15 protein-coding genes and 1 pseudogene are annotated in these 16,381 nt (G+C 43.7%); 4 read left to right on the top strand and 12 right to left on the bottom strand.

Features of this window, described 5'->3' with window-relative positions; translation table 11 throughout:
* Positions 1 to 13 precede the first annotated feature (13 nt).
* The 3 genes and pseudogenes from comP (at position 14) to KXZ66_RS16370 (ending at position 3,448) form a co-directional block, all read left to right on the top strand.
* Positions 14 to 2,324, top strand: a pseudogene (gene comP / locus KXZ66_RS16380) (two-component system sensor histidine kinase ComP).
* 80 nt (positions 2,325 to 2,404) lie between these two features.
* Positions 2,405 to 3,049 (top strand): two-component system response regulator ComA, encoded by a 645-nt coding sequence (gene comA / locus KXZ66_RS16375; protein ID WP_003220716.1) that lies wholly within the window; start codon positions 2,405 to 2,407, stop codon positions 3,047 to 3,049.
* Between the two features lie 18 nt (positions 3,050 to 3,067).
* On the top strand, positions 3,068 to 3,448 hold the full coding sequence (locus KXZ66_RS16370; protein WP_017695528.1) for a hotdog fold thioesterase: 381 nt from the start codon (positions 3,068 to 3,070) through the stop codon (positions 3,446 to 3,448).
* 38 nt (positions 3,449 to 3,486) lie between these two features.
* Here KXZ66_RS16370 and mnhG read toward each other — a convergent pair whose 3' ends face one another.
* Genes mnhG through KXZ66_RS16335 form a run of 7 tightly spaced genes read right to left on the bottom strand, consistent with a single transcriptional unit; the run spans position 3,487 to position 9,255 of the window.
* Positions 3,487 to 3,861, bottom strand: coding sequence for a monovalent cation/H(+) antiporter subunit G (gene mnhG, locus KXZ66_RS16365; protein WP_014477830.1), 375 nt, complete (start codon positions 3,859 to 3,861; stop codon positions 3,487 to 3,489).
* A complete protein-coding gene (locus KXZ66_RS16360) occupies positions 3,845 to 4,129 on the bottom strand; it encodes a Na(+)/H(+) antiporter subunit F1 (RefSeq protein ID WP_003228814.1) in 285 nt (94 codons plus the stop codon). The genes mnhG and KXZ66_RS16360 overlap by 17 nt, the downstream gene beginning before the upstream one ends.
* Positions 4,129 to 4,605 carry a Na+/H+ antiporter subunit E gene (locus KXZ66_RS16355; RefSeq protein ID WP_003228815.1) on the bottom strand — a complete coding sequence of 159 codons (477 nt, stop codon included), beginning with the start codon at positions 4,603 to 4,605 and terminating at the stop codon, positions 4,129 to 4,131. Before KXZ66_RS16355 ends, KXZ66_RS16360 begins: the two co-directional genes overlap by 1 nt.
* 5 nt (positions 4,606 to 4,610) lie before the next feature.
* Positions 4,611 to 6,092: a Na+/H+ antiporter subunit D gene (locus tag KXZ66_RS16350; protein ID WP_032726793.1), complete on the bottom strand. Its 1,482-nt coding sequence runs from the start codon at positions 6,090 to 6,092 to the stop codon at positions 4,611 to 4,613.
* Positions 6,085 to 6,426: a Na(+)/H(+) antiporter subunit C gene (locus KXZ66_RS16345; protein ID WP_003220730.1), complete on the bottom strand. Its 342-nt coding sequence runs from the start codon at positions 6,424 to 6,426 to the stop codon at positions 6,085 to 6,087. The genes KXZ66_RS16350 and KXZ66_RS16345 overlap by 8 nt, the downstream gene beginning before the upstream one ends.
* On the bottom strand, positions 6,426 to 6,857 hold the full coding sequence (locus KXZ66_RS16340; protein ID WP_003228819.1) for a Na(+)/H(+) antiporter subunit B: 432 nt from the start codon (positions 6,855 to 6,857) through the stop codon (positions 6,426 to 6,428). Before KXZ66_RS16340 ends, KXZ66_RS16345 begins: the two co-directional genes overlap by 1 nt.
* Positions 6,850 to 9,255 (bottom strand): Na+/H+ antiporter subunit A, encoded by a 2,406-nt coding sequence (locus KXZ66_RS16335; protein WP_017695526.1) that lies wholly within the window; start codon positions 9,253 to 9,255, stop codon positions 6,850 to 6,852. The genes KXZ66_RS16340 and KXZ66_RS16335 overlap by 8 nt, the downstream gene beginning before the upstream one ends.
* Positions 9,256 to 9,485: 230 nt before the next feature.
* Between KXZ66_RS16335 and KXZ66_RS16330 the strand changes: the two genes are divergently transcribed.
* A complete protein-coding gene (locus tag KXZ66_RS16330; RefSeq protein WP_015483630.1) occupies positions 9,486 to 9,701 on the top strand; it encodes a hypothetical protein in 216 nt (71 codons plus the stop codon).
* A gap of 35 nt (positions 9,702 to 9,736) precedes the next feature.
* Here KXZ66_RS16330 and maeN read toward each other — a convergent pair whose 3' ends face one another.
* From maeN to nupN, 5 genes are all read right to left on the bottom strand, one after another.
* The gene (maeN, locus tag KXZ66_RS16325) at positions 9,737 to 11,083 is read right to left on the bottom strand and encodes a sodium/malate symporter MaeN (RefSeq protein ID WP_029725866.1); all 1,347 of its coding nucleotides are present in this window, start codon (positions 11,081 to 11,083) and stop codon (positions 9,737 to 9,739) included.
* A 154-nt stretch (positions 11,084 to 11,237) separates the two neighbouring features.
* Positions 11,238 to 12,197 (bottom strand): guanosine ABC transporter permease NupQ, encoded by a 960-nt coding sequence (gene nupQ, locus KXZ66_RS16320; protein ID WP_014480697.1) that lies wholly within the window; start codon positions 12,195 to 12,197, stop codon positions 11,238 to 11,240.
* Positions 12,198 to 13,244, bottom strand: coding sequence for a guanosine ABC transporter permease NupP (nupP, locus tag KXZ66_RS16315; protein WP_021480492.1), 1,047 nt, complete (start codon positions 13,242 to 13,244; stop codon positions 12,198 to 12,200). It lies immediately after the preceding gene.
* Positions 13,237 to 14,769 carry a guanosine ABC transporter ATP-binding protein NupO gene (gene nupO, locus KXZ66_RS16310; RefSeq protein ID WP_003228830.1) on the bottom strand — a complete coding sequence of 511 codons (1,533 nt, stop codon included), beginning with the start codon at positions 14,767 to 14,769 and terminating at the stop codon, positions 13,237 to 13,239. Before nupO ends, nupP begins: the two co-directional genes overlap by 8 nt.
* Positions 14,770 to 14,844: 75 nt before the next feature.
* A complete protein-coding gene (nupN, locus tag KXZ66_RS16305) occupies positions 14,845 to 15,924 on the bottom strand; it encodes a guanosine ABC transporter substrate-binding protein NupN (protein ID WP_015384509.1) in 1,080 nt (359 codons plus the stop codon).
* Positions 15,925 to 16,381: the final 457 nt, after the last annotated feature.

Below are 16,381 nucleotides of genomic sequence, written 5' to 3'. Positions count from 1 at the left end.
AGGTGGATTAATATTGAAGAACTTAATAAAAAAATTCACAATAGCTGTAATTGTTTTGAGTATCCTTTATATAAGCTATACAACTTATATCAGTATGAATGGAATTATTATTGGGACTAAGATTCATAAAAATGATAAAAGTCAATTTATGATAGAAGAAATATCGGAATCTTCATATGGACAATTTGTTGGTCTGAGACAGGGAGACATCATATTAAAAATTAATAAAGAAAAACCTTCAGACAAACATTTGAAATGGGGATATTTGAGTCATATTAACAGTCTGGATATTTTGAGAAGTGGAAAAAAGATTCATCTCAAAGATTTTGATTTAGTTACTCTAAATAGACCTTATAGTTTTTTTCTGTTCGTACTTCCTTTGGTTTTTTATTTTTTAAGCATAATATGTATTTTTTATATACTTAAAGTAAATAAAAAAAGGAGATCATTTGCTGCCTATATTCTTATTCTATTGTTATTAGACATTTCGATAGCATATATAAGTGCAGGCGGACCATTTAGAGGACATATAATCAATCGGTATATTAACTTGTTTACTTTTATATCTTCTCCTATTCTTTATCTTCAATTTATACAAAGATACCTTGGAGAAATAGGTAAAACTTTTTTGAATAGACTTTCTTTTCTTTATATCATACCAATATTTAATCTTGGTATTGAGTTTTTTCAAGACTATTTACAAGTAGATATTGATTTTTTAGCAACTCTTAATTTGGTTTCTTTTGCAACTTTGACTCTATTTTCTTTTTCAGCGATATACTTACATCTTAATAAATATAAATATGCTGAGCATTCGTTTATTCTTAAATTACTAATTTTAACAAACACTCTTTCATTTGCGCCTTTTTTGATATTTTTTGTTCTTCCAATAATATTTACAGGTAATTATATTTTCCCGGCATTAGCTTCGGCGTCATTACTAGTACTAATTCCGTTCGGGTTAGTATACCAATTTGTAGCCAATAAGATGTTTGATATAGAGTTTATCTTAGGAAGAATGAGATACTATGCTCTACTTGCCATGATACCAACTCTTCTAATAGTTGGTGCATTAGTTCTGTTTGATGTAATGGACATCCAGATGAACCCTGTGCGTCAAACTGTATTTTTTTTCGTTGTCATGTTCGCTGTCTTTTATTTTAAAGAGGTCATGGATTTTAAATTTCGGTTAAAACGTTTCTCCGAAAAATTCAACTATCAGGACAGTATATTTAAATATACTCAGCTAATGAGGGGTGTAACTTCTCTTCAACAAGTTTTTAAAGAACTGAAAAATACTATACTGGATGTTTTGCTTGTAAGCAAAGCTTATACCTTTGAGGTTACTCCTGATCACAAAGTGATATTTTTAGATAAGCATGAAGTTGGACCGGACTGGAATTTTTATCAAGAGGAATTTGAAAACGTAACTTCAGAAATTGGGAAAATTATAGAAGTCAATCAAGGCTTTCTTATGAAAGTTGGTGAACGAGGCGGTAGTTCTTATGTTCTGCTTTGTTTATCTAATATTAACACTCCCCGGCTAACACGTGATGAAATATCGTGGCTGAAAACACTGTCTTTTTATACAAGTGTGTCCATGGAAAATGTCCTGCATATTGAGGAGCTCATGGAACATTTGAAGGACTTAAAACAAGAGGGAACCAACCCCATCTGGCTGAAAAAGCTAATGTTTGCAATCGAAGAAAAACAGCGTTCAGGACTCGCCCGCGATCTCCACGATTCGGTTCTTCAGGATTTGATTTCCTTAAAACGCCAGTGTGAGCTGTTTTTGGGTGATTTCAAGAAGGATGATAATCCGTGCCGTGAAGAGGTGCAGGACAAGCTTGTACAGATGAATGAGCAGATGTCTGATGTGATTTCGATGACGAGGGAGACGTGTCATGAGCTGCGGCCGCAGCTTCTGTATGATCTTGGATTAGTGAAGGCGCTGTCGAAGCTGGTGGCGCAGCAGCAGGAGCGGGTTCCGTTTCACATTCGTTTAAATACCGGGAGATTTACGGCTTCCCTTGATCTGGATTCGCAGCTGAATTTGTACCGGATCATTCAAGAGTTTCTGTCTAATGCGGTCAAGCACTCTCAGGCGACGGATGTGCTGATTATGCTCATCAGTATTCAAAACAAAATCGTTCTTCATTATGAGGACGATGGCGTTGGGTTTGATCAGGAAAAGAATACTGAGCATTCCATGAGCATGGGGCTTTCTGGCATTAAGGAGAGAGTCAGGGCTTTAGATGGGCGCCTTCGGATTGAAAACAAGTGAAGGAAAGGGCTTTAAGGCTGATATTGAAATCGAATTGTAATGGATTTATAACGGAAACGACTTGGCACAGGCCAAGTCTTTTTTATAAAATGGAAAAGAGTGAGTAAAAGGGAGGAAAACATGAAAAAGATACTAGTGATTGATGACCATCCGGCTGTCATGGAAGGCACCAAGACAATTTTGGAAACGGATTCGAATTTGTCTGTTGATTGTCTCAGTCCTGAACCGAGCGAACAGTTTATCAAGCAGCATGATTTCTCGTCATATGATCTCATTTTAATGGATCTGAATTTAGGCGGCGAGGTCAATGGGATGGAGCTTTCTAAACAGATTTTACAAGAGAATCCTCATTGTAAAATTATCGTGTATACCGGTTATGAGGTCGAGGATTATTTCGAGGAAGCGATTCGTGCGGGTCTGCACGGTGCCATCAGCAAAACGGAATCTAAAGAAAAGATCACCCAATACATATACCACGTACTCAACGGAGAAATTTTAGTCGATTTTGCTTACTTTAAACAGCTGATGACTCAGCAAAAAACAAAGCCGGCTCCTTCCTCTCAAAAAGAACAAGATGTGCTCACACCTAGAGAATGCCTGATTCTTCAAGAAGTTGAAAAGGGATTTACAAACCAAGAAATCGCAGATGCCCTTCATTTAAGCAAGCGGTCCATTGAATACAGCTTGACATCGATTTTCAATAAGCTGAATGTCGGTTCACGGACGGAAGCGGTTTTGATTGCGAAATCAGACGGTGTACTTTAAATGTTGGGGGTGTAGATGATGGATACGAAACACACATTGCTTGAAGCGCTTGGTATAGAGATTGTTGAAAACACAGCGGAACGATGCGTTGCGGTCATGCCGGTGGATCATCGGACGGTGCAGCCGTTCGGATATTTGCATGGGGGCGCTTCAGTGGCCCTGGCGGAAACAGCGGCGAGCGCAGGTGCACAGAACCTGATTGATCATTCAACACAGGCTTGTGTCGGTTTGGAGATTAACGCCAACCATTTAAAATCTGTAAAGGAAGGAACGGTAAAGGCGATAGCCGAGCCCGTTCATATCGGCAGAACGACGATTGTCTATCACATTCACATATATGACGAGCAAGAGAGGCTGATCTGTATATCCAGATGCACGCTGGCTGTCATCAAGAAATAAAAAAACAGCCGGAACTCTGCCTGTCCGGCTGCTTATTTTTATAGATAAGAATCCTCTTTTCGTTTAATCACAAAGTTTCTGATTCCGTTATAGTCATCCTGTACACTTCTCTCATCAAGCTTGACGCCGGAGTTATACGCAGCACGGCAGATCAAGTGCCCGCCGATCGGCGACGTAATAAAGATAAAGAGAATCCCAAGCAGGATTTTAGCGGAGAGCTCCCCCGTCACAAACCACAAATAGAAGAAGACACCGAGCAGAATCATATTGACACCTAATGTTGAGCCTTTAGAAGCAGCATGAGCGCGTGTAAACACATCGGGAAGGCGAAGTACGCCAAATGAAGCAATGAGGCATACAAGAGCTCCCAGCAATATGAATACAGCCACAACAACTTTAGCGGTTTCGATCATTTTCGATAATCTCTCCTTTCTCCAGGAACTTGGAAAATGCGATCGTTCCGATAAACGATAAAATCCCCAGCAACAAAATAATATCCAAAAACGCACTTGTTTTCAGCAAAATGGAGACAAGCGCCGTGATTGCGATCAGATTGATGCCGATTGCATCCAGAGCCACGACCCGGTCAGGCACAGTCGGCCCTTTAATGACACGAATGACATACAAAAAGGTAGACACTGCCATAATGCCGAGCGCGATTTGCAGGATCAGCGTAAACATCAGCGGCTCACCTCCTGTATGGCTTTTTCAAATGACTCCCGAATATCAAAAATCGCTTTTTCCGCATCCTCGATATCCATTGCATGAATATAAAGTATTGTTCTGTCATCAGAAATATCCATCACCAAGGTTCCCGGCGTTAGTGTAATGAGCAGGGAAAGCAGGGTGATTTCCCAGTCCTTCGTCAGTTCAGTTTTAAAAGCAAAAATACCCGGTCTTATATTCAGTTTTGGAGATAAGACTGATTTCATCACACTGACATTGGCAAGGTACAGTTCCTTTATAAAAATGAAACAGAGCTTGATGATAGAAATCAATTTCCATAGATAAAACTGGCGAGTGAAAAAGCGCCGGAAGAAAAAGAGAGAGAGCATGCCCAGAATATAGCCTGTAATGAATCCTGCGGCGCTTGGACTGTTGCTTAAGAACATCCAGCAAAAAGCGAGAAACACATTTAATAAAATTTGAAATGCCATGCGATCTACTCCTTCAGAACAGCTTCGATATATTTTTCCGGATTCAGCAGCGTCTCGGCCGCTTGATCAACGTAAGGCGACACCCATTCTGTACCCAACCCGAAGAGAAGAGACAGCAAGAGAAAAATAGCTGCCGGATAAAGAAGTCCTTTAGCTGTTCGATGATTTGGTTTTGGCGTTTCTTTTTCTTCGCCCCAAAACGCATGTATAAAGATCCTCAGCACAGAGTACAGTACGAGCAGACTCGAAAGCAGAATCAGCATGGATATCGTAAATTCACCTTCTGCGAAGCCGCCCTCTGCAATTTTAAATTTGCCGACAAATCCGCTTAGTGGCGGAATGCCTGCAAGAGAAATAGCGGAAATGAAAAACATCCATCCAAGAACAGGATAGCGTTTGATCAGCCCGCCCATTTTATGCAGGCTCGCGGTTCCAGTCAATGCGATCAGCGTACCTGCCAGCATAAACAAAGCGCCCTTAATCAGCATATCGTGAATCAGATAGTAGATCGCGCCCTGAATGGATGCGGGGGTGTGTACTGCCACACCGAACAAAATCACGCCGACAGCAGTAATAATGTTATAGATCACAATTTTCATGACATTCGAATAAGCGAGTGAACCGATCACACCGAAAATCACAGTCAGCGCCGCCAGCCAAATCATCAGCTGATGGGTAAAGGCTGTATCGTGAATAAAAATCAATGTGAAAACCCTCGCAATCGCATATAACCCGACTTTTGTCAGCAAAGCGCCGAACAACGCGGAGATTGCTGCCGGTGGCGCGTAATAAGAGCCTGGAAGCCAAAAGTAGAGGGGGAAGATTCCGCCCTTCATGCCAAATACCAAAAGCAGCAGGACACCAATCACAGTGATCAGCCCGGTTTGTCCTGTTTCGCTGATTTTCACGCTAAGATCCGCCATGTTTAACGTGCCGGTTACAGCGTATAAAAAGCCGACCCCTATGACAAACAGGGCAGACGACACGATATTAAACACAATATATTTAAGGGATTCGCGCAGCTGAATTTTTGTGCCGCCTAATACAATCAGCATATAGGAAGCAATAAGCAGAAGCTCAAAAAATACGTACATATTAAATAAATCGCCTGTTAAAAACGCTCCGCTGACGCCGGCAAGCAAGAACTGTACGCCGGAGTAGTAAAAGGAGCGCTCCCGTTTTTCACCGATAGAACGGAAGGAATAAAGCCCAACTAATAAACCGATGACCGCTGTTGTGAGAACGAGCAGGCTGGCGAATTGGTCTGCGGCAAGCACAATGCCGTACGGCGCTTTCCATCCGCCTAGGCTGAGTGTCTGGATGCCTTTTGTGAAGACAGTCTGTACAAGTATGCCGCTAATCACAATCCCGATGGCCGATGCCGCCGTGCTGAAGATTCTCATGAGCATAAGATTCTTCGTCATGAAAATCAGAAGAATAGCCGACAAAAGCGGGATCAGGATTGGCAAAATAACAAAATTATTCATGTTGATCATTTCCCCTCATTTGATCCATATCGTCCGATTTCAATTCCTGATAAGCGCGGAAGGCCATGACGAGGATGAATGACGTAACGCCAAAAGAAATGACAATTGCGGTCAAAATCAGGGCTTGCGGAAGCGGATCGACAAATGATTTGGCATGCTCGCTCAAAATCGGAGCGGCGCCTTTCTTTAATCCTCCCATAGTCAAAAGCATTAAATGAACGCCATGGCTTAACAGTGCTGTTCCGATAATGACACGAAGCAGGCTTTTAGACAGCAGCAAATACGTAGCAGCCATAAAAATAATACCGGCTAATACAGCCATTAAGATTTCCATTATTCTTCCTCTCCAATCGTTTGAATAATGGTCATCGTTATGCCTACGACAACAAGATAAACGCCTAAATCAAATATCGTCGCTGTGGCGAGCTCCGTTTTCCCAAGGATCGGCAGCTGAAAGTATCCGAATGTGTGGGTTAAAAAAGGAGCCCCGAAGACAAAGGAGCCAACGCCTGTTAATACAGCGAGCAGAAGGCCGGCTCCCGCGACATAAATGAAATTGACCGGCAAAAGGGAACGCACGGTTTTTAAATCATATGCCAAGAGCAAGAGAACGATGGAAGAGGACGTGATCAGTCCGCCGACAAAGCCTCCTCCGGGCGCGTTATGCCCTGATAAAAATAAATAGAAAGAGAAAAGCAAAATGATAAAGGATACAAGCTTTGTCGCGGTTTGAAGAATCAAGTCATTTGTTTTTTGTTCATTCACCGCTTTTCCCCTCCTCTTTTACTTTTGTTTTAATCATGCTGTAAATGCCGAGAGCGGCTATTGTTAATACCGTAATTTCAAACATTGTATCAAATCCCCTGAAATCAACAAGAATGACATTGACGACATTATCCCCTCCGCCGAGATCGTGGCTGTGTTTGACAAAGAAGGACGCAATGCTGTCTTTTGTCCGCTGGCTTGAGGATGCGATACCAAGCAGAGTAACAATAATACCGACGCCTAAAGAAATGATAAAATTCGTCATCCGGAACGTTCTCGTTTTTGTTTTCAGCCTCAGTTTCGGCAAATGGTAGAAGCAAAGCAGAAACAGTGCCACAGAAATCGTTTCAATGACGAGCTGAGTCAATGCCAAGTCCGGCGCTCTGAAAATGACAAAAAACAATGCAAGCGTATAACCGACAACACCGAGTGCAATGATCGCCGTCAGTCTTGACCTAGCAAAAACAGTCGCCACTGTGGCGCTGATCATGACAAGCGTCAAAATGATTTCGTATACACCGATTTTAGCCATGCCTTCCGTTTTAAATGAAAATCCGCCTTTAATGGCAAAAGCTCCGCCTATCAGAATGATGAAACCAGCGAAGATATACAGCAAATAATCTCTTAAAAACCCGGTCATATATTGTTTTGTGACCCGGTAAGAGCCTTTCTCCATCAGAGTCAAAAGCTTATCGTATAACCGGTTGAGTGTGAGTTTCGAAGGAAACAGTTTATAGATTCCTTTCCACTTATTCAGCGACAAATAACCAATTGTTCCGATCACAACAATACCCGCAGTCATGAGCAATTCCGTTGTAACCCCATGCCACTGTGAAATGTGAACGTGGAATTTCTCATGGCCGGCAAGCAGTGTCGGATAGATTGAGTTCATCGCAGGCTCTATCAGGCTGTACGACAATATATTCGGGAAAAAGAAGAGACTGACAGCCAAAGCGACAAGAATGACTGGTGGTACGAGCATGCCGACAGGCGCCTCGTGAGCCGGTTTTTCAAGCTGCTCAGGCTGGTAATTTCCTCTGAATGTTTTAAACAGCAATTTCATGCTGTAGATAAACGTAAATACACTTCCGATCCAGGCGAAAAGAGGGAACAGAACGCCCCATGTCTGCACGTTGAACAGGTCAAAATGTGTCACGCGAAGCATGCTTGTGAAAAACATTTCTTTACTCAAAAATCCGTTAAACGGCGGTAAGCCGGCCATTGAAAATGTCCCGATTAAGGAAATGGTAAATGTAATCGGCATAATCGCCATTAGGCCGCCTAGCTTCCGGATATCCCGTGTGCCTGTTTCGTGATCGATAATCCCGACTGCCATAAACAAGCTTCCTTTAAAGGTTGCGTGGTTGATCAAATGGAAAATGGCAGCCATAGCGGCAACTGTATAATATTCTGTATGTCCGTAATGAAGGGCCGCAGCACTGACTCCAAGCATGGAGATGATCATGCCGAGCTGGCTGACGGTTGAAAACGCCAAAATCGATTTTAAATCAGTTTGTTTCACGGCATGGAATGAACCCCAAACCATCGTAAAAAGGCCAACGAGGGACACGATCCAAAACCACTGGGCTGAAAAGGCGAAAATAGGACTGAATCTCGCAATCACATAAATGCCGGCTTTTACCATAGTAGCTGAATGGAGATAAGCGCTGACAGGCGTCGGAGCTTCCATCGCGTCAGGGAGCCAGATGTAAAAAGGAAATTGCGCTGATTTCGTAAAAGCCCCTAATAAAATGAGAATCATAGCCGGGATAAACAATTCGTGGCCGGCAATTAATTGAACCTGATGAACCATCTCTCTAATACTGAAGGAATCCGTTATCAAATAAAGGAGAATAAATCCGCCGAGCATGCACAGCCCGCCGCTGACCGTAATCAAAAGTGATTTGGCTGCGCCATAGCGCGACTTTTCCCGCTTATACCAATAGCCGATCAGCAAAAAGGATGAAAGGCTTGTAAGCTCCCAGAACATGTAGAGAACCATGACATTGTCTACTAGAACGACGCCGAGCATGGCGCCCATGAACATCAATAAGTAGACATAAAAGGGCCCAAGCTGTTCTTTTTCTTTCGATAAATAAAAAATGCTGTAAAGAGTGACCAAAGAGCCAATGCCTGTGATCAGTAAAGCGAATAATAACCCGAGGCCGTCTATATAAACGGTAAAGTTAATGCCGAGTGACGGAATCCACTCTAATACCGATCGAAGTGTTTCTCCAGATTGCGTCATCCTGATCATTGGGAGAAAGTATATAAACAGCAAGACGGGCAGGATCAACACAAACCAGCCCGTATGCACTCTTTTTGCGTATTTTGCCAAGAAGGGAATGATAAAAGCAAATAAAAAAGGCGATAAAATAGCAAGATGTAAGAGCTGCAAAGATAAGACCTCCTTTTCTCGTTCTCAATTGAAAAATGCGCTATGTATGAAATATACGGTCAAACGACCTAGTCCAAATTATATCGCACTTTTCTGCAAGCTGCCACGCTTCGAACTGCTATAATGGGTTTTTATGAGTTCTTTTGACCTCAAAATAAGTCTAACAAAAAAGAGGTTATTTGTATATTTAAAATCAATCCTGATCAAGCTGAAGGTAAGGAGCTGGTCATGTGAAAAGAAAAGTCGTGATGTGCTCAGGTTTATTCTGCTCAGTATTTGCAGGGGCATTCATGTTGAATCAATATGACGGGCGCAGCGGTGTGGCGGCTAGTGATGAGTGGGAGCTGTATTTACTGGAGCACCACCTGTCAGCCAGAATGAGTGAGACGGAATCAAAGGATCTGCCGTTTGGTCCCCGAGAGTATATTCGGATTGTGAATAAATAAAAAAAGAGTTCCGCATAAAACGGAACTCTTTCTGTTTATGAAGTGAAAAAACGAAGCAAAACTGTCGCGCAAATAACTGTGCCTGCACCGCCGAGACGGGTTGAAATTTGGGCAAACGGCATAAGGCCCATTCTTCCTGATGCTGATAAAATGGCAACATCACCCGTTCCGCCGAGGCCGCTGTGGCAGCAAGTAACGATTGCGGATTCAACCGGATACATGTTCATCAGCTTGCCTACAAAATATCCAGAACCAATCATCGCGATAACAACTGAAATACAAATGATGACAAACGGAATAGAAATCACAGACGCTACGTCATCCAACGGAATAAAGAGGATGCCGAGACCGACCATCAGCGGCCATGTAAAGCTTGAAGAAATAAACTTATAAAGCTGGTAAGCGCCTTCTTCCATTTTTTTCGGAAGAATATTTGCATACTTGACAGCCGCAGCTGAAATAATCATTAAGATCGCGCCCGGGATGAAGATGAATTTCTCCAATAACCCGCCAAAAATAAAGAATGTACACGCGAGCAGAACTCCTGCTCCCATTAATTTGAAATCAATTTTTGCTTCGGCTTCTTTTTGATTGAAAATCTCATTTGCTTTTTTAGATTTTACGAGACGTCCGTTCCCATTTAGATCTGGACGCTTATCGCCAAGCTTTTTCATTAAGGCTGCACATATGATAGCAAAAACGTTTCCTATAATTGCGGCTGGAACCAGCTGAGACACAAATACATCAGCAGATGAGCCCAGTATTTGTGAGTAGGCGATTGAAAGCGGTAAAATTCCTTCGCCTATTCCCCCGGCAATAATCGGGACAACAACAAAGAAAAAGGAATCATAGGCACTATAGCCAAAAATAAATCCGACAAGGATGCCGGCTGCAACGGCCGCGATCGTTCCTGCAACCAGTGGAACGAACATTCTGATAAACCCCTGTATTAAAACAATTCTGTTCATACCGAGGATACTTCCCACAACAAGGCAAGCGATATAGAAATAAAGGAAGTTAGACGTTTTCATCAAGTTGGTTACAGCGTCTAAAGATGTTGAATTCAGTACATTGTAAAAGACTAAAAATGAAGGAACAAACAAAGATAAAATAGCAGGGCCGCCAATATCCTTCAATATCGGTATGCGTTGGCCTATGTCTCCGAGAAACACACCAAGAATCATAATGATGGCAAACCCGCCAAGCATATTTGCCGGCAGCTCATTGTAATAGGCTGCAAGAATAATAATAACAGCTAATACTGTGTATAAAGGCAGAGGAATCACACCGATTTCCCAAGACCAGATTTTTTGAAACAGGTTTTTCCCCTGTGAGTCTTTTGGCTCAGGTGAAATTGTCCCCGTTTTTGGAATTGCTCCCATGTCATACACCCCCATGTATTGTTTGTTACAGTCTACAAGAAAGCGTTAACACTTCATATTTTTTTAAGTTAAAAAACTAATAAACAATTAAATTAAGGGGGTCTTTTGGATTAGAAAAAAATCCCTGAGAATCGTCTTCCCAGGGGAAAATGTTTTATCTTTTTCCTTTAATATAGGGCACGCCATTGGCTTTTGGCGCATCTGCCCGCCCGATAAAGCCGGTTAAAGCGAGAATCGTTAAGACATAAGGAGCCATCAGCATATACACATTTGGTATGTCTTTAAAAAGAGGGAGCAGCGATCCAATGATGCTTAAGCTTTGGGCGAATCCGAAAAACAGGGCGGCCCCCAGTGCTCCGATCGGATGCCATTTTCCGAATACAAGCGCTGCCAGGGCGATAAAGCCTTGCCCGGAGATGGTAGAGTGCGTGAAATCAAGCGCAATTGTAGAGGCATATACGCCGCCGCCGAGACCGCCGAACAATCCGCTGATCATCACGCCGATGTAGCGCATTTTATATACGTTGATTCCCATCGTATCGGCCGCCATCGGATGCTCTCCGACAGAACGGATACGAAGGCCGAACGGCGTTTTGAACAAGATAAACCAGGAAATAAAGGCAAGTGCTATTGCAAGAATAGACGTATAATAGACATCCGAAAAGAAGATCTTTCCCAAGACGGGAATATCGCCCAAACCGGGGATTTTCGTCTTATAAAAAGGCTCTGGAATTTTGTCTGTCTGCGCTTTGCCGTAGATCAGTTTGACGATAAATAAAGTTGCCCCAAGCGCCAGCATGTTAATGGCGACACCGCTGACTGTCTGGTCGGCGCGAAACGAAATCGCCGCTGCCGCGTGAATCAGTGAAAACAGGGCGCCTGCTGCCATGGCGGCAAGGAGCGAAAGCCAAGGTGCGGCGGCACCTAATTCCGGACCAAAAAATAAATTAAATAACACGCTGGTGAACGCCCCGATAATCATGAGGCCTTCTAGGCCGATATTCACAACACCTGATCTCTCGGAAAACACGCCACCGAGAGCAGTTAAAATAAGCGGGGCCGCATAGACGAGTGTGGCAGGGACAATGATAGATAAAATCTGCACAATGTCCACTTAGTTCCCCCCCTTTTTCTTCAATTTGCCCATGACGAAACGAATCGCATAGCTTGAAGCCACAAACAGAATAATAATGGCAATCACAATATCAACGACCTCTGATGGAACGCCTGATTCAATCGGCATATTTAATGCGCCGATTTTCAGACCGCCAAGCAGGCATGCCGCCAGTACAACGCCGACGGCTGTGTTTCCCCCGAGAAGAGCGACAGCGATACCGTCAAAGCCTACGCCGGTAAATGCGCCTTTCACTGCTGCGTATTCGAATGTCCCTAGGCCCTCCATGGCTCCGGCAAGGCCTGCAAAAGCGCCGGAGATAAGCATGGAGGTCATGATATTCTTCCGCACGCTCATGCCGGCATACTGGGAAGCGTGCTGGTTAAACCCGACCGCCCGGAGCTCAAATCCCTTTGTAGTTTTGTTGATGATAAACCACATGATAACTGCTGCGAGAAGGGCAACGATGATTCCCAAATGCAGCCGTGAGTAATCGGTGATCTGTTCAAGAAAAGGAGAGCGGAGGGAGGCGGATTCGTGAATTTTCCCCGTCTTGTCCTGATGATCTGTCAAGACGTTTGAAATGATGTAATTGGTCATGTGCAGCGCGATATAATTCATCATAATGGTGACAATGACTTCATGAACGTAAAATCGCGCTTTCAAAATGCCGGGAATAAACCCCCATAATCCTCCTGCAGCTGCCGCTGTAATCAATGCGAGCGGCAAGTGAATATATGCCGGTCCGTCAAACGCCGTACCGACCCAAACCGCTGCTGTCCAGCCGACGAGCAGCTGGCCCTCGACGCCGATATTAAAGAGTCCGGTTCGGAATGCAAAGGCGACAGCCAATCCGGATAAAATATAAGGCGTAATTTGCCGGATGGTTTCTCCGACATAATAGATCTCTCCGAATATCCCATTCCACAAAGCCGAATATCCGCTGGCCACACTGTAGCCGCTCACAAGCATAATCAACGCGCCGGCCGCAAGACCAAGTATGATTGCGATGAGCGGCACGAGTAAATGAGAGAGTCGTTTAACCATTTGCTTTCCCCGCTTCCTTTTGCGTGCTTCCTGCCATCAAGAGACCAAGCTCCTGTTCAGTGGTTTCCTGCGGATTAACGCTGGCGATAATGCGTCCTTCAAAAATAACGGCGATTCTGTCACTGAGATTCATAATTTCTTCAAGCTCAAACGAGAGGAGAAGAACGGCTTTCCCGGCATCACGCTGCTCAATGAGCTTTTTATGGACAAATTCAATCGCTCCGACATCAAGGCCGCGAGTCGGCTGGGCGGCAATTAATAAATCAGGATTTCGGTCTATTTCCCGCCCGATAATCGCTTTTTGCTGGTTTCCGCCTGACAATGCCCGAGCGTGTGTATATTCATCCGGCGTTCTGACATCGTACTCAGTGATCAGGCTGCGTGCTTTTTTGTACATTTCGCCTTTATGTAAAACGCCCAATGCTGAATACGGCTTTTTGTAATAGCTTTGCAGCAGGATATTCTCTCCGATTGGAAAATCAAGGACGAGACCGTGTTTATGGCGATCCTGAGGGATATGGCCGATCCCGGATTCAGTGATTTTTCTTGGCGTCAGGTTTTGGATCTGTTTTCCGTTTAAGGTGATTGTTCCTGAATCTGTTTTGCGGAGTCCTGTCACCGCTTCGATCAGCTCAGATTGCCCGTTTCCGTCGACGCCTGCTATGCCGACTATTTCTCCCGCTTTGACTGAAAGAGACAAATCTCTGACTGTCTCTATTCCGCGGGTATCCTTTACAGTTATGCCGTCAATCGCAAGCACTTCCGCTCCCGGCTGAGCAGCTCTCTTTTCGGTTTTGAACGATACCTCACGGCCGACCATTAGACTGGCGAGTTCGTCTTGGTTTGTATCACGGACATCAAGGGTTTTGATGCCTTTTCCTTTACGGATAACCGTAACGCGGTCACAAATCTCCATAATCTCTTTCAGCTTATGGGTGATTAAGATGATGGACTTCCCTTCTTTGACCAGGTTCTTCATAATTTGCATCAGTTCCTTAATTTCATGAGGCGTCAAAACAGCCGTCGGTTCATCAAAAATCAGAATGTCGGCACCGCGGTAGAGGGTTTTTAATATTTCTGCGCGCTGCTGCATACCGACTGATATGTCAGCTGCTTTTGCTTCAGGATGGATCTGCAGGCCGTATCGATCGGAAATGTCCTGCACCTCTTGGCCAGCACGCTTCCGGTCAATTCTGCCAAACTTCTTTGGCTCCTTCCCGAGAATAATATTTTCAGCAACTGTAAAGGTGTCAACAAGCATAAAGTGCTGGTGCACCATTCCAATTCCAAGGTCATTCGCTTTGTTCGGGCTGTTGATGTGCACCTTCTCGCCGCGCACCCGAATTTCACCCCGCTCCGGCTGATACAGCCCGAAAAGGACATTCATCAATGTTGATTTCCCCGCTCCGTTTTCACCGAGCAACGCGTGTATTTCGCCTTTTTTGACCTGAAGATTGATATTGTCATTGGCGACGATACCTGGAAACGCCTTGCGGATATTGAGCATTTCAATGACATATTCCATTGATTGACCGCTCCTTTATTTCAAAATAAAAGAAAAACAAGGGATAAGGGCTCGACCTCCTTATCCCTGCGATTCTTATTCAGCTTTAAAGGTTTTCAGCTCTTTCTCAGTTGCCGGGACTTCCAATCCGTCGATGATTTTTTTCTTCCATTTATCGACCGCTTTGATCACATCATCCGATAGATTTTGTTTAGATGGAGAAATGCCGACTCCGTCTTGATCAAGCCCGTAGGTAAGTGTTTCGCCGCCCGGGAACTTTCCGTCACTCGCTTTTTTCGTTACATCTTCAACGACTGTATCTACTTTTTTCACCATGGAAGTGAGGGTGACGTTATCATCTGTTCCTTCTACCTGGCCTTCTGCGTATTGGTCTTTATCGACACCGATGACCCAGACATCGCGTTTTGGATCTTCTTTCTTCAGGTTTTTCGCTTCAGTAAAGACGCCTGTGCCAGTGGCGCCCGCAGAGTGATAAATAACATCTACGCCTGATTTATACATGCTTTCGGCGGTTGCTTTGCCGACATCGGCTTTATCGAAACCTCCTGCGTATTTCACTTCTACAACGGCTTTAGGGTTAACTGCTTGCACGCCGGCACGGAAGCCGACCTCGAATTTTTTGATTAACTCTGATTCCATGCCGCCTACAAAGCCGATTTTTCCTGATTTGCTTGATAGGGCTGCGGCCACTCCGACGAGAAATGAGCCTTCCTGCTCTTTAAACGTAATACTTGCGACGTTGTCTTTATCGACAACAGCATCTATAATCGCGAAGTTTGTATTTTTGCGCTGGTCAGCAATTTCGCTGATTGAATCCTCCATTAAGTAGCCGACGCCGTAAATTAAGTCAAAATTCTCACGCGCCAATTTATTTAAGTTCGTTGTATAGTCTGCATCTGATTTGGATTGAAGATAGTCGTAACCGTTTTTGCCTTTTTTCAGCCCATTCTCTTTCCCAAAGGCTTGGATGCCTTCCCAGGCTGATTGGTTGAAGGATTTGTCATCCACTCCGCCTACGTCAGTAACCATCGCCACACTGAATTTGTTTTTGCCTTCGCCTGAGCCGCTGCTTTTTTCGCTGTTTCCGCATGCTCCTAATATGGTGCCTGCTGCGATCACAAGTGACATCGCCAATCCGATTTTTCGTTTATTCAAGATATAACCCCCCAGAAAAATTTGGTTCAAAGCTGATCCGGCCAGTCATGTGATGGGCTGTCCTGAACAATTTCTTAGAATCGATAAAATTTTCTGATAATAACAAATGGAATGCGCTGAGACAGTTCTATTCTTCCCTGAATAAGCGTGGTGTGAGTATTTCCTTCGAAAGGCGGGGAAGAGAAGGATGCGGAAGGCGTTCCGGGCGGAAAACCGTGACATCGTTTTCTGAAGTAAGACTTATGACTTAGTTTTTCGGGATCAACTTACCAATCATAATTTATCATTTAACTAATAAGAAATAAATAGAATTTCGCATAATTTTTTAAAAAGTATCTATTTTTAGAATTGTTTGCTTAAAAATGTTGAAAGGCCTTTTGTTATTCTTGTATAACTTATCAACAATAGAATCAAGCATCTTGGCAAGAGATATGACAGAAAAAATGCACTGCTCAAA

The sequence above is a fragment of the Bacillus sp. LJBS17 genome, assembly GCF_019334685.1.
Lineage (GTDB): Bacteria > Bacillota > Bacilli > Bacillales > Bacillaceae > Bacillus > Bacillus subtilis.
Note: the sequence above shows the minus strand (reverse complement) of the source record. Positions and strands in the feature narration are given on the sequence as shown.